The following is a 13549-nucleotide window of genomic DNA, read 5'->3' as shown; positions in this document are numbered from 1 at the left end:
CGTCACCGCGTCTGGGGCGGCTCGGTGGCCACGTGGCACGAGACCCGCTGGGTCGGGGAGACGCTCAGCAGTTCGGGGGCGGTCGTGGCGCAGGTGTCGGTCGCCAGCCAGCAGCGGGTCCGGAAGGGGCAGCCGGTCGGCGGATTGGCGGGGTTGGGCGTGTCACCGGCGAGCACCCGCCGCCGCCGTACGCCGCGCAGGGCGGGGTTGTCGATCGGGACGGCCGACAGCAGCGCCTGCGTGTAGGGATGTTTCGGGGCGAGCAGCACGTCGTCCCGTGCGCCCTCCTCGACGATCCGGCCCAGGTACATGACGGCGATCCGGTCCGCGATCTGACGGACGACGCCGAGATCGTGCGAGATGAACAGGTACGACATGGACAGTTCGCGGCGCAGCTCCACCAGGAGGTTGATGATCTGCGCCTGGATGGAGACGTCGAGCGCCGACACGGGCTCGTCGAGGACCACGAGTTTCGGGTCCACGGACAGCGCCCTCGCGATGGCGATCCGCTGCCGCTGGCCTCCCGAGAACTCATGGGGGTAGCGGGAGCCGTAGCCGGGGTTGAGGCCGACGAGTTCCAGCATCTCGGCGACGCGTCGTCTGCGTTCGGCCGGTCGCATCCCCTGGACGCGCAGCGGCTCCTCCACGATGGCGGCCACTTCGGCGCGCGGGTTCAACGAGCCGACCGGGTCCTGGAACACCATCTGCATGTTCCGGCGGATCGGGGTCATCCGCCGCAGCGAATGCTCCGTGATGTCGGCTCCGTCGAGCACGATCCGGCCGGCTGTCGGCTCGTACAGTTTGAGTACGGTTCTGGCCAGCGTGGTCTTGCCCGATCCGGACTCTCCGACGATCGCGAGCGTCTCGCCGACCTCGAGGTCAAGGTCGACGCCGTCCACGGACTTCACCATCGTCCGCGGCCGCCACGGCAGGGTGTTGCGCGATCGGTGCGGGAAGTGCTTCTTGAGGCCGGTGACCTCCAGGATCCTAGGCACGCTCGCCGCCCTCCTCGATCTGGTCGGAGCTTCGGGAGAACGCCTTCTCCACCTCCGCCGGGAAGTGGCAGGCGCTCTGCTGTCCGCCGTCCAGGTGGACGAGTTCCGGGGCGCGGGTGTGGCACTCCGTCCGGCCGTCGGCGAGCGGGCATCGGGGGTTGAACCGGCAGCCCTGCGGCAGCGCGAGCAGGTCGGGCGGCGCGCCGGGGATGGTCCGCATGGTGGTGACCGCGCCGCTCAGCTTCGGCATGCTCGCCAGGAGACTCGCGGTGTAGGGGTGACGGGGCGCGTCGAAGATCGGCTGGACGGCCGCTTCCTCGACCTTGCCGCCGGCGTACATGACCATCACCCGGTCCGCGATCTCGGCGATGACGCCGAGGTCGTGCGTGATGAGGATGATCGCCGACCCGATGCGCTCCTTCATGTCCTGCAGCAGTTCGAGAATCTGCGCCTGCACGGTGACGTCGAGCGCGGTGGTGGGCTCGTCCGCGATGATCACGGCCGGTTCGTTGGCCGCGGCCATCGCGATCATGACGCGCTGCCGCATCCCGCCGGAGAACTCGTGCGGGTAGGCGTTCATCCGCTCGCCGGCGTCGGTGATCCCCACGAGTTCGAGCAGTTCCACCGCGCGGGCCCGCAGGCCCTTGCGGCCGAGCCCGCGGTGATGGACGCGAACCGCCTCCATGACCTGGTCGCCCACGCGCATCACGGGGTTCAGCGCGCTCATCGGATCCTGGAAGACCATGGACACGACGCCGCCGCGCATGCTGTTCAGGCGCTTCGGCGAGACCGAGAGGAGGTCGGTGCCGCCCAGGAAGGCGGTGCCCGAGGTGACCCGCGCGGCGCCCGCCGGCAGCAGGCCCATGAGCGCCATCATCGACACCGACTTCCCCGACCCCGACTCGCCGACCAGGCCGAGGACCTCGCCGCCGCGCAGCGTGAACGAGAGCCGGTCCACGGGGGTGATGGTGCCGCGCTTGGTCCGGATCTCGACCGTGAGGTCGCGTACCTCGAGGACGGGCGCGCCGCGTTCCTGCTGTTGTCGAATGGCCATGTCAGCGGATCCTCGGGTCGAGTTCGTCGCGGAGGGCGTCGCCGAACAGGTTGATCCCCAGGGTCGCGATCACGAGGGCCGCTCCCGGGACGGCCGCGACCCACCACGCGGACGACAGGCTGTCGCGCCCCTCGGCGATCATGCTGCCCCAGCCCACGTCGGGAGGCTGGATGCCCAGGCCGAGGAAGCTCAGCGCGGCCTCAGCGATGATCATTTGGGACACCTGGAGGGTGGCGACGACGATGACCGACGCCGCGACGTTCGGCAGGATCTCCGCCCGCATCGTCCGGATCGGCCGCGCGCCGGCGACGCGGGAGGCCAGGACGAAGTCACGTTCCCGGATGGACAACGTCTGCGCCCGGACGATCCGCGCGAACGTCACCCAGCCGACCGCCCCCAGGACCAGGACGGTGCTCCACAACCCGGGACCGAGCACGACGGCCAGCGCCATGGCCAGCACGAGGAAGGGCACGGCGAGCCAGACGTCCGCCAGTCGCATGATCACGGCGTCCAGGGCGCCCCGCCAGTAGCCCGCGAGCAGGCCGAGGGTCACGCCCACCAGCACCTGCATCAGGACGGCGGCCACGCCCACGATCGTCGAGACCCGCGCGCCCTGGATCACCCGGCTGGCCAGGTCGCGGCCCAACTGGTCGGTGCCCAGCAGGTGCGCCGTGCTCCCGCCGTCCATCCAGAAGGGCGGCAGGTGCCGGGTCTCCAGGGACTGCGCCGACGGGTCGTACGGGGCCAGCGCGGGGCCCGCGATCGCGGCGATGAGGATGAGGGCGATCACGAGGGCGCCGAAGAGCCCTCCGGGATCACGAAGCACGCCGCGGACCCGGCTCCACGTTCTCATGACTGCCTCACCTCGAACCGGATGCGCGGATCGACGAGCCCGTACACGATGTCCAGCACCACGTTCAGGAAGACGACGATCGCCGCGACGATGAGCACGAACGCCTGGATCACCAGGAAGTCGCGGTTGGCGATCGACTGCACGGCGAGCAGGCCCATCCCCGGGTAGGAGAAGACGGTCTCGGTGATCACCGCTCCGCCGAGCAACGTCCCGACCTGCAGCGACAGGACGGTGATCACGGGGATGACGGCGTTCCGCATCGCGTGCCGGACCATCACGCCCGCCCGGCTGACGCCTTTCGCGCGGGCGGTCCGCACGTAGTCCTCGTGCAGGACCTCCAGCAGGTTGGAGCGCAGCAGCCGCATCGTCTCCGCCGTGGCGTACAGCCCCAGGGTCAGCGCCGGAAGGACCAGCCCCCGCGCGGTCGGGCTGCCGATCGCGGGCAGCCAGCCGAGCCGTACGGTGAAGACGATCAGCAGCACGATCCCGACGAAGAAGTGCGGCAGGGACTGGCCGAGCATGGCCACGGCGCCCACGAGGCGGTCGATGACCGAGCCGCGCCGCAGCGCCGCGACCGTCGCCAGCGGGATCGCGATGAGCAGCGCGACCACCATGGCCGCGAGCGTCAGTTGCAGGGTCGGGATCGTCCGTTCGAGCACCATCCCGAGTGCGTCGTCACCGTGGAAGTACGAGACGCCGAAGTCGAGCGTCAGCGCGCCGACCAGGAAGTCCCAGTACTGGACGAACACCGGCTGGTCGAAGCCCATCTCCTGGCGGAACTCCGCGATCTGGGCGGGGGTCGCCTCGGCGGGCAGCATCAGCGCCGCGGGATCCCCGGACAGGAACGACAGCAGGAAGACGACCACCGAGACGGCCAGCAGCACCAGTGCGCCCTGGGCGGTCCGGCCGGCTATGAACAGGGCCACGACCGCCTCCAGCCCGTCCGCGGGGTGGTCGGGGGGATGCGGATCATGAACCCGACACCGAGATCGTCTTCTCGTCGATGCGCTGGTCCAGGCCGACCTTGAAGCCCTGGACGGAAGCGCTCACACCGTGCAGATCGACCATGTCCCACAGGAAGATCCACGGGGCCTGCTGCTCGACGAGTTCCTTCGTGATCTTGCGTAGCCGTTCGGTGCGGGCCTCCGGATCGGTCTCGGCGCGCTGGGCCTTGATCTCGGCGTCGGTCTCGGGCGTCGAGAAGTAGCCGCGGCCCAGCGAGGAGAGGTAGGTCGTCAGGTAGTACTCGGCGTCCCAGACGGAGTTCCCCAGGGAGAGCACCCAGAGCCCCGGCTGGTCACCGGCCTGCGTCTTCGGCCAGTACGTGTTCCATTCGGTCAGATCGACCTTGGCGTTGACCCCGGCCTTCTTCAGCATCTCGGCCATGGCCTCGACCAGTGCCGCGTCGTTGGGGTAGCGGGCCCGCGGCCCGGCGAAGGTGATGTCGATCCCGTTGGGGTAGCCGGCCTCGGCGAGCAGGGCCTTGGCCTTCTCCGGGTCGTACGGGTAGCCGGTCACGTCCGGGTCGAACCCCGTGATGCTCTCGCCGAACATCAGCGACTTGCCGTCGCCGTGGAGCTTCACGTTGCCGGACATGATGGTCCGGCTCAGGGTCTCCTTGTCGATCGCGTAGTTGAGCGCCTGCCGGACCTTGGGCTTGTTCAGCGGCTCCTGGTTGGTGTTCATCCCGATGAAGAACACGCGGTTGGTCGGCGTGGTCGCGACCTTGCAGCAGTCGGCCGACTCGAGCTGGGCCGTGGTCTCCTTGGGCAGGTTCAGCGCCACGTCGATCTCGCCGCTGGTCAGCGCGGACATCCGGGCCGACGCCTCGGGAAGGACGCGGTAGGTGATGCCCTTCGCGACCGGCTTCTGGCCCCAGTAGCCGGCGAACGCGGTGGCGCGCAGCTCGGAGTCACGCGTCCAGGACGTGAACGTGAACGGGCCGGTGCCGACGGGGCTGCGGGCGAACTGCTGGTCGCCGACCTTCTCGACCACGTGCTTCGGCACGATCCGGATGCCCGCGACACGCGGCAGGAAGGTCCCCAGCGGGTCGATCGACGAGACCTTCACGGTGAGGTCGTCCACGGCCTCGGCGGAGGCGAAGTACGGCTCGGTGTTCACCGTGTCCTGGTAGTCGCCCTTGATCAGCCGCTCGATGCTGAAGACGACGTCTTCGGCGGTCAGCTTCGCACCGTCGTGGAAGGTGACGCCGGGCCGCAGGGTGAACTCGTAGGTGCGCTTGTCGAGTTGCTTCCATTCGGTGGCCAGCACCGGCTTCATCTCGCCGCTCTCGGTACGCTCCAGCAGCGTCTCGTAGAACAGGTACTTGCGCGCGTATCCCGAGACGCTCGTGTCGTCGGCCGGATCCAGGCTGACGGCCTCGGCCGGGTCTCCGATCACCACGATCCCGTCGTCCGCGCTCTTGCCGCCGGCGCCGTCGCCGCCGCCGCAGGCGGTCAGGAACAGCGTCGCCACCACCGTGATCGCACCGAACGTGGCCAGCCGAGAACGCCTGCCGGCGGTGAGTCTCCTCGTCATGATTTCTCCTTCAGAACCGGCCTCGGATCGCTGCTTCCGCCGGGGTCGCGGTATCCGTCCGCCCCTTTGCGGACTACTGGAACCTGTGGTGGCCATAGGTCTTTCTCCGAATTTCAGTAACTGGGCGGGGCGATCGCCCAGAGCACGCGGGCGGGTCGTTCTCCCACGGCGGTGACCTTGTGAGGACTCCGGCTGGAATAGGTGATGGAGTCGAGCGCGGAGAGCCGGTGAGTGACCCCGTCGATGACGGTTTCGATCTCGCCTTCCAGGACGAGCAGGAGCTCTTCGGAGTCCCCGTGGCTGTAGGGGGCGTCGCCCGTCGATCCGCCGGGTTCGAACTCGCCGAGAAACGCCTCGAGAAATTGGTGGGAGGTCGGGGTCAGTCGCAGTTTCCGGGCGTTGACGCCGAAGGCGTACCCGCGGGCCGCGCTCGCGTGGAGGACCGCCGGCGCCTCGTCCGTCGTCTCGACGAACAACTCGCCGACGTTCAGGCCGAGCGCCTTCGTCAGCTTCTGCAGGCTGGCGATGCTGCCGGTCACGCGACCTCGCTCGAGTTGGGAGATGTATCCCTCCGACAGACCGGTGAGCTGAGCGACCTCGCGCAAGGTCATCCGCTTCGCCCGCCTGCGCCGCCGCAGCCGAGACCCGATCGAGTCGCTGCCGTCGCCGCTCGGCTTCCCGGGCGATGCCGGCAATTCGCGATCCATCGGACGAAAGACCTCCTATTGGTGAGATGACAGTACAGAGAGCTGTACCTATAGGCAATACCTCTGCTGTATTAGCAAAGTCGTCTTAACAAAGCTGCGCGATTACCGCTGGATCGGTGGCCTCACCAGGCGTTTTGCCGACGGGCAGCCGGAAATGCTGCTGAAGCAGAGGTGAAGGGCAGGCGCTCGAAACGGCGGTCAGGTGCGCACGGTCACGTAGACCTTCCGGATGGTCTCGTGCACCCGCCATTCCCCGCGCCAGCCGTCCGGCAGGACCAGCGTGCTGCCGGGGCCGATCTCGATCGGCGTGCCGCCCTCCTCCACGACCGTCGCGCGGCCCACCAGAATCTGGCAGATCTCATGGTGTCCGTCGCGGACGGCCGTGAAGGTGCCGGGCGTGCATTCCCACACGCCGGTGGCGGCCGCGTCGTCATGGGCCGTCCAGACCTTCAGGACCGCTTCCACCTGGTCGCCGGCGATCGAGGTGGGCTTCGGCCCGGACGAGCCGAGGTCGGCGGTCAATGCGTCGGGCAGAAAAATACTCATGTATGCCTTTCTCTCGTTCAGCATGGGTCAGTTGCGGCGCGCGACGAGATCCGCCGCCCGGGCAATGAGGGAGGTCGCCGGCCGGCCGCGCGCTATCTCGACGCGATCGGCCACGCGGTAGGCGGCGTACATGGCACGCACGCCGATCCAGCGCAGCGGCTCCGGCTCCCACCTGCGTACCTCGCGGCCGACCCAGGGCAGCTCCGTCAACTCGGTGTCAGCGCCGAGGACCAGGTCGCGCAGGGTACGGCCGGCCAGGTTGGTGGTCGCCACCCCGTGCCCCACGTACCCGCCGGCCCAGCCCAGCCCGGTCCGCTGATCGACCACGGCGGTGGAGCACCAGTCGCGGGGCACGCCGAGCACGCCGCACCACGAGTGCTCGATCGCGACGTCCCGCAGCATGGGGAAGAGCCGGACCAGGGCCTGGCGCAGCGCGCGCACCGTCGCGGCGTGCGTGCGCCCGTCCACGTCCGTACGGGAGCCGAACAGGTAGGGGACGCCGCGCCCGCCGATCGCGATCCGGTCGTCGGCGGTCCGCTGCGCGTAGATGTAGGTGTGCGACAGGTCGCCGAGCAGTTCCCTGCCCTCCCAGCCGATCTCGTCCCAGACCGCCTCCGGCAGCCGTTCCGTGACGATCAGCGACGAGTTCATCGGCAGCCACGTCCGGCGTTCGCCGTTCAGACCGGCGGTGAAGCCTTCCGTCGCGCGCAGCACGTACTTCGCCCGTACCGTGCCGGACGGCGTACGCGCCTCGTGCGGCACGATCTCGGTGACGGGTGTGGACTCGTAGATCCGCACCCCCAGTTCCTCCACCACCCTCGCCAGCCCCTGGACGAGCTTGGCCGGCTGGATCCGGGCACAGTGCGGGTTGAACGAGGCGCCCAGGGCCGCGGGGATGCCGATGCGCTTCCTGGTCTGCGCGGCGTCGAGCAGTTCGACGTCCTCGTCGCCCCACGCGCGGGCGCTGTCCACGCCCTCCCGCAGCCTGGGCACCTGGGAGGGAACGTGCGCGACGCGGAGAATCCCGCCCTTGACGATGTCGGCGTCGATCCCCTCGGCCGCGGCGACCCCGATCACCTCGTCGATGGTCGCGTTCATGGCCTGCTGGAGCGCCTGTACGCCCGGCCTGCCGTGGGTCTCGGCGAACCGGCGCGGCGATCCCGCCAGCGCGGCGGTCAGCCAGCCGCCGTTGCGGCCCGACGCGCCGAACCCGGCGAACCGCCGCTCGACCACCGCGATGTCCAGCCCGGGATCGGCCTTCTTCAGGTAGTAGGCGGTCCACAGCCCGGTGAAGCCGGCGCCCACGATGCACACATCGGCCTCGACGGAGCCGGCGAGCGCGGGACGGGGCGTCGGCAGCCCCGGCTCCCGGTACCAGAAGGACACGTCGCCGTTGACTGTCACATGGACTCCCTGTCGGTTTGGCGGCGGACGCCGCGGATGATCGTTGCTGCGCAGCACCGGTGACGTGTGCGGGCCCGCCTCACGCTGTCTCACCTCGCCAGACCGGGTTGCCGGCCAGCCAGGTCTGCTCGACGCGGATGGCGCCGTCCGTCAACTGCTCGGGAGAGGCGTCCAGGAGGCTGCCGGAGAGCACCGCGAAGTCGGCGTGCGCGCCGGGCTCGAAGGTGCCGACCCGGTCGTCGAGCTGGAGCCCGGACGCGGCGTCGGTCGTCACCGAGCGCAGCGCCTCCCACGGCGTCAGCGCTTCGCCGGGGCCCAGCAGCACGCCCCCGAAGGTGCGGCGCTCGCGCATCACCCGCATGAGGAACAGCGGGTCGGAGATCTCGGGCAGGCCGCCCGCGAAGTCGCTGGCCCCCACCGCCGGCATCCGGTGATCCAGGATGGCGCGCAGGCGGTAGAGCGGGGCGTTCTCGAATCCCTCGCCCACGACGCCTCGCATGGAGTCACCGATCCCGTGCAGGAACCCGATGTTGGCGACCGGCAGGATGCCCAGGTCACGGCACCGTGCGAGCCGCTCGTCGGTGGCGAACACGTTGCCCAGGTGCTCGATCCGGTGCCGGCTCCGCCATGAGCCGAGCTCGCCGCGGACCTGTTCGAAGGCGTCGAGGGCCAGGTCCATGGCACGGTCGCCGGCGGCGTGCACGAGCACCTGGAGCCCTTGCTCCTCCGCCCGGCGGACGACCTCGGCGATCTGCTCCAGCGTGAGGCCCAGCTTGCCCCGGTGCCCCGGACGGTCGGGGTAGGGCTGCCACACCGCGGCCTCACGTGCGGAGATCCCTCCGTCGGCGGCGAGCTTGTAGCCGCCGACGAGCAGCCGGTCGGTGGCGGTGCGGAAGTCGTCCAGCCGGCCGGCGGCGAGCAACTCGGTCACCGCCGGATCGATGGCGTAGAGCACCACGCGCAGCGGGATCGCGCCGTCGTCCAGCCGCGCGCGCAGTTCGGTGAGTTCGCCGACGCCGTCGCTCATCTCCCCGATCGTCGTCACTCCCCTGGACGTGAAGTACGTACGAGCCGCGTCCACGAGCGCGGCACGGAAGCTGTCGGCGTCAGGTTGCGGGAGTGCCAGATCCGGGCGCTGCCTGCGGATCATGATGAGGTCGTTCGTGATGCCGGTGGGCTCGCCGTCGGCGTCGAAGTCCAGGTGCGCGGGGTCGGGCAGCGAGGTCGTGCGGTCGATGCCCAGCCGGCGCAGGCCCGCGGAGTTGAAGCACCAGACGTGGGCGCCGAACCGCACGATGACCGGCCGTTCGGCGCTCACCCGGTCGAGGTCGTGCCGGGTCGGGTAACGACGCTCGGGCAGCCGGTAGCTCTGCCCGAGGTTTCCCTGCGCCTCCAGCCATCCGGGTCCCGGTTTCGCCCGGTCGGCGCCGCGCAGCGCCTCGACGATGTCGTCGATCGACGTCATCGGCGGGCTGTGCACCGGGACGTTCAGGCCGAGGACCTTCGCCCCGATCTCGAGGTGGGTGTGCGCGTCCACGAAGCCGGGCACGACGTCGCCGTGCGCGCGGAGGTCGACGACCGCTCCGGCCCGGTCCGACAGAGGGCCGGGCCGCGCTCCCCGCTCGGTCACCTCCTGGATCGTTCCCTCCGCCACGAGGACGGCGTCGAGCAGCCGCTCGCGTTTCGGGTCGAGAAAGCGGCCCCGCAGGAGGGTGCTGCCAGGCCGGGTCACTGCTTCTTGGGGGCTGGTCGGATCGTGACGGGCGGTGGGGAGAGTGGTCATAGGGGGGTCCTTCTCCTCCAGCGGACGAGCCAGGGCCCGGGGCACTCCGTCATGGAGGATCACAGGTACTGAACTGGCGCTAAAGTTCTCTGAAGTCGTAGTAACGGAGAATGTAGGCACCCGTCCCCCCGATGTCAAAGGGTGGACGGAAGTTTCCGCACCGTCGTGACGCGAACGAGACCCGGGCGGAGGTCGGCTATGATCTTCTCGTTTACTTCAGACGGCTGAAGCACTAGTGTGTGTCGACCGCCCTGCGCCGGCGGCTGCGCTCGATGCCCCGAGGGGGACGGCATGGATGACGGGTGAGGCGTCCGCCACGTCGTCCGTACGCCCCGCCGGGGCGGGCGCATGACGGTTGCGGTCGGGGCAGATTTCCCCGCAACGGTGCAATAGGCTCCTACGAGATGCCGTTCGGCGGCGACAAACGGCCGGAAAACCTTGGCAACCAACTCATCAGGAATCACATCGAGCATGCGGAATTCCACGTTCAGTAAAACTCGGGTCACCGACATGAGTGCTGACCCACTCTGCGCCGGAGCATGCGTCGCGCCCACCATTGACCGCGTCCCGTGGCCGGCCTGCGGCCGACCCGACTGCAAGTGAAGCTCGGGTGAGTCCCATTCGTGCGAACAGCCACCAGGAGATGGGCGAGCGGATCCGCAGCATCCGGAGTGCACTCAGGATGACCCTGCGCGAACTGGCCGGCCGATCCGAATTAAGCGAGAGTTTCATCAGTCAGATCGAGCGCGGGCGCTCGGCACCGAGTGTCGCCTCCCTCTACCGGATCGCCAACGCGCTGGGCGTGCCGTTGGCGGACCTGTTCGCCGCGGAGGAACCGGAACCGCGCGACCCGGTGCTGCACGAAAGCGACCGGCTGCACCTGACTTGGGGAAAAGGCGCGAGAAAAACCCTGATCACGCGCCGTGCCGACAGCGACGTCGACGTTTTCGTGGCCGTGTTTCCGCCCGGCAGTTCGACCGGCGACGAGGCGTACCAGCATGGCGATTCCAGCGAGGTCATCCTCGTCATGTCGGGCACGGTGGAACTCAAACTCGGCGACAGTTCGCACACGCTCGTCACGGGCGACAGCATCGAGTACCGCTCCAGCGTCCTGCACAAGGTCACGAACTCCAGCTCGCTCGACGCCGAGGTCCTGTGGGTCGTCAGCCCTCCGACCCGCGGGGCGGTCGGATCGGACGACGCCCCGCTGACCGGCCTGCCCACGTGATCAACGCTCGATCCTGAGCGGTCCCCGCCCGCCGGCCACGGACGGGGACCGCTCAGGAGCACCCCTCGAACTGCGGCACCGAGACCACCGACAGGTCGATGCCCGACTCCCCGAACCACTTGTCCAGCAGCCTGCGGGCCGTGCCGTCCTGGTACATCCGGGTGATGGCCCGGTTGAGCTCCTCGCAACCGTCGACGTCGCCCTTGCGAAGGCCGATCGACGTGCGTTGCTCGTTGAAGGCCGCGCCGACCAGGTGCAGATCGACGCCCGGCTTGGTGAGCAGCCCGGCCAGGATCTGGCTGTTGGTGGAGATGGCGTCGATCCTGCCGTCCTCGATCATCTCCAGGCAGACGTTGTAGTCGGGCGCCGGGACGGCGATCGCCTTGACCCGGCGCTCGTCGATGATCCGCTGCGCGATGTTCGTGCCACGCACCCAGCAGATCTTGCGGCCCTCCAGGTCGCGGACGTCGCGGATGGCGCCCTTGTCGGCCGGCCGGACCGCGATGTCCTGGAAGTCGACGTGGTACGGCCCGGCGAAGTCGATCACCTTCTTCCGCTCCGGGGTGACCGACATGTGGGCGAAGACCAGGTCGGCGCGGCCGTCGGTGAGCACGGTGAGCTGGTCGTCGGCCTTGATCTCCAGCCAGCGGATCCGCTTGCCCAGCCGGGAGACGAGGTATCCGGCCACGTCGATGTTGAATCCGGCGTAGGCCCCGTCCTGCCCCCGGAAGCTGATCAGCGGGACGTCGGGGCGGATGGCGACGATCAGCTCGTCCTTGTCCACGAGGGAGCCCGGCCGGGCCGTGCCGCAGGCGGTGAGCAGCAGGATCAGGCAGATCAGCAGTCTTCTCACCGGTACTCCCGCAGCCGTGGCCAGACTCCGGCCAGGACGAGCAGCGCGCCGACGGCCAGCCCGGCGGGAACCGATCGCCAGAGCGCCTCCAGGGCTCGGTCGCCGCTGCCGATGGCCCGCTCGAAGCCCGTCTCGTGCTGCCGGACCAGTTGCTCCACCACCTTGTCGTAGCTCTCGTAGGTCCGGGTCAGCTCTCCGTCCCAGAATTTGATCGCCGCTTCGGCCGGCATGGTCCGCATGCGCGCGTCGGCCTGCTGGAACCTCTGGTAGACGGGGAAGAGCCGCTGCCGGTCCTGGCTCGTCAGGCTGCCGAGCAGTCCTTGGAAGTCCGGGTGCAGCTTGGTCTGGTAGTCGGGCAGGCTGGTGGAGTCGACGGCGGCGATCGTCTGCGACTGGTCCAGGAAGGTGTGCTCGTAGGTGTCCCTGCGGAAGCGGTCGAGCAGGTAGCGGCTCTGGTCCCCGTGCATGCTCTTGCTGATCGCGCGTGCTCTGGTCAGGGTGAGCACCGAGTCGAAGCCACGCTCTTTGGCCTCCGCCAGCGCCTGGCCCTGCCGGTCGAGCAGGGCGGTGCCGCCGATCAGAGCGGCGCCGGCGAGCACGGTGGCGACCACCAGGGCCGGTGCGAAGATCCGGCGGAACCTGCCGGTCAGGTAGACCTGCAGGCCCAGCAGGCAGGCCAGCGCGAGCAGCCCGGCGACGCCGACGGCGACCCGGGCCGTCGAGGTGGTCGAGCGCTCGGCGGCGTGCGCGCGCCTGACGATCGTGCCGGTCTCCAGGGTCAGGTTGTAGGCCCGGGGCAGCAGCTCGCGCCGCATCAGGTCGGTGGCCTGCTGATACGCCTCGACCACGTCGTCCGGCGGCGGTCCGGCGGTGTGCCGGGAGCGGATGTCCAGCAGCCGGGCCTGCGCGGCCAGCCGCTCGTAGCGGCCCAGCCCCTCGATCAGCGAGCCGACCGTGCGCTGCTGGACGGGGTCGTCGAGGGCCAGCCGGTAGGCGTTGAGCAGGGTCTCGGAGGTCTCCAGCCGTAACCGGTCGTAGCCGGCCAGGTCGGTCTGCCGTTGCGGGCCGTACTCCCTGCCCAGCAGCAGGGTCTCGGCGACCAGCGCGTCCATCTCCGACATCTGACGGTAGAGGCTCGCGGTGGCCAGCACCTGCGGCCCGGCGACGTGCCCGATGGTGCGCAGGCTGGCGCCCGTGCTCGCCGCGCCGGCCAGGATCGCGCCCAGCAGCACGGCCAGGGCCAGCAGGGACAGCCCGGCCAGCGTACGCACCCGCCTGGAGACCGACTCCCCGCGCCGCACCGGAGGCGGCACCGTCATCGTCATGACCACGCCTCCCGAGATCGACTCGTGCGGGGAAAGCGATCAACGCTGCGGGCTCGGTCCGCAAGAGGGAGTATCGGCAACAATAACGAAAAGATCAACAGATTTCCGGTCGGAAACCGGACGAGGGGGCGAACCTCCCGCCCTGCGAGATCTTCTCCTTCCGGGCCCGATGCCCGATAATTGCGCTGTCGATTGTCGAGCTATTTGTGGACGGCAACCATTCCTGACCGATTCCCCGATCCGCCCACTATCGGCGGAAATGA

At 69.5% G+C, this 13549-nt stretch carries 12 protein-coding genes; 1 reads left to right on the top strand and 11 read right to left on the bottom strand.

All coding sequences use genetic code 11. The annotated features are described in order from the left end of the window. Positions 1-2: 2 nt before the first annotated feature. The 9 genes from FAF44_RS05565 to FAF44_RS05525 all read right to left on the bottom strand — a co-directional run bounded on the left by FAF44_RS05565 (position 3) and on the right by FAF44_RS05525 (position 9880). A complete protein-coding gene (locus tag FAF44_RS05565) occupies positions 3-995 on the bottom strand; it encodes an ABC transporter ATP-binding protein (protein WP_237101916.1) in 993 nt (330 codons plus the stop codon). Continuing rightward, on the bottom strand, positions 988-2049 hold the full coding sequence (locus FAF44_RS05560) for an ABC transporter ATP-binding protein (RefSeq protein WP_237101915.1): 1062 nt from the start codon (positions 2047-2049) through the stop codon (positions 988-990). Before FAF44_RS05560 ends, FAF44_RS05565 begins: the two co-directional genes overlap by 8 nt. Before the next feature lies 1 nt (position 2050). Beyond that, positions 2051-2902 carry an ABC transporter permease gene (locus tag FAF44_RS05555; protein WP_237101914.1) on the bottom strand — a complete coding sequence of 284 codons (852 nt, stop codon included), beginning with the start codon at positions 2900-2902 and terminating at the stop codon, positions 2051-2053. Further along, on the bottom strand, positions 2899-3828 hold the full coding sequence (locus tag FAF44_RS05550; RefSeq protein WP_237101913.1) for an ABC transporter permease: 930 nt from the start codon (positions 3826-3828) through the stop codon (positions 2899-2901). The genes FAF44_RS05555 and FAF44_RS05550 overlap by 4 nt, the downstream gene beginning before the upstream one ends. Before the next feature lie 43 nt (positions 3829-3871). Next, positions 3872-5440 (bottom strand): ABC transporter substrate-binding protein, encoded by a 1569-nt coding sequence (locus FAF44_RS05545; RefSeq protein ID WP_237101912.1) that lies wholly within the window; start codon positions 5438-5440, stop codon positions 3872-3874. A 113-nt stretch (positions 5441-5553) separates the two neighbouring features. Further along, entirely contained in the window at positions 5554-6147 is a 594-nt protein-coding gene (locus FAF44_RS05540; RefSeq protein ID WP_237101911.1) for a cupin domain-containing protein, read from the bottom strand. A gap of 198 nt (positions 6148-6345) precedes the next feature. Then, positions 6346-6693: a cupin domain-containing protein gene (locus FAF44_RS05535; protein ID WP_237101910.1), complete on the bottom strand. Its 348-nt coding sequence runs from the start codon at positions 6691-6693 to the stop codon at positions 6346-6348. A gap of 27 nt (positions 6694-6720) precedes the next feature. Beyond that, positions 6721-8097 (bottom strand): FAD-binding oxidoreductase, encoded by a 1377-nt coding sequence (locus tag FAF44_RS05530; RefSeq protein WP_237101909.1) that lies wholly within the window; start codon positions 8095-8097, stop codon positions 6721-6723. Between the two features lie 79 nt (positions 8098-8176). Further along, positions 8177-9880, bottom strand: a complete 1704-nt coding sequence (locus FAF44_RS05525) for an amidohydrolase (protein WP_237101908.1) — start codon at positions 9878-9880, stop codon at positions 8177-8179. Positions 9881-10523: 643 nt separating this feature from the next. On the opposite strand from FAF44_RS05525, the gene FAF44_RS05520 reads away from it, so the two are divergent. Then, positions 10524-11108 carry a helix-turn-helix domain-containing protein gene (locus FAF44_RS05520; protein ID WP_237101907.1) on the top strand — a complete coding sequence of 195 codons (585 nt, stop codon included), beginning with the start codon at positions 10524-10526 and terminating at the stop codon, positions 11106-11108. Positions 11109-11160: 52 nt separating this feature from the next. On the opposite strand, the gene FAF44_RS05515 is transcribed toward FAF44_RS05520, so the two are convergent. Together FAF44_RS05515 and FAF44_RS05510 are read right to left on the bottom strand one after the other, a co-directional pair. Beyond that, positions 11161-11961, bottom strand: a complete 801-nt coding sequence (locus tag FAF44_RS05515; RefSeq protein WP_237101906.1) for a transporter substrate-binding domain-containing protein — start codon at positions 11959-11961, stop codon at positions 11161-11163. Then, on the bottom strand, positions 11958-13286 hold the full coding sequence (locus FAF44_RS05510) for a hypothetical protein (RefSeq protein ID WP_237101905.1): 1329 nt from the start codon (positions 13284-13286) through the stop codon (positions 11958-11960). Before FAF44_RS05510 ends, FAF44_RS05515 begins: the two co-directional genes overlap by 4 nt. Positions 13287-13549 lie beyond the last annotated feature (263 nt).

The organism is Nonomuraea sp. MG754425 (assembly GCF_021699195.1).
In the GTDB taxonomy this organism is placed as follows: domain Bacteria; phylum Actinomycetota; class Actinomycetes; order Streptosporangiales; family Streptosporangiaceae; genus Nonomuraea.
This window is presented reverse-complemented; position numbering and strand designations above follow the sequence as displayed.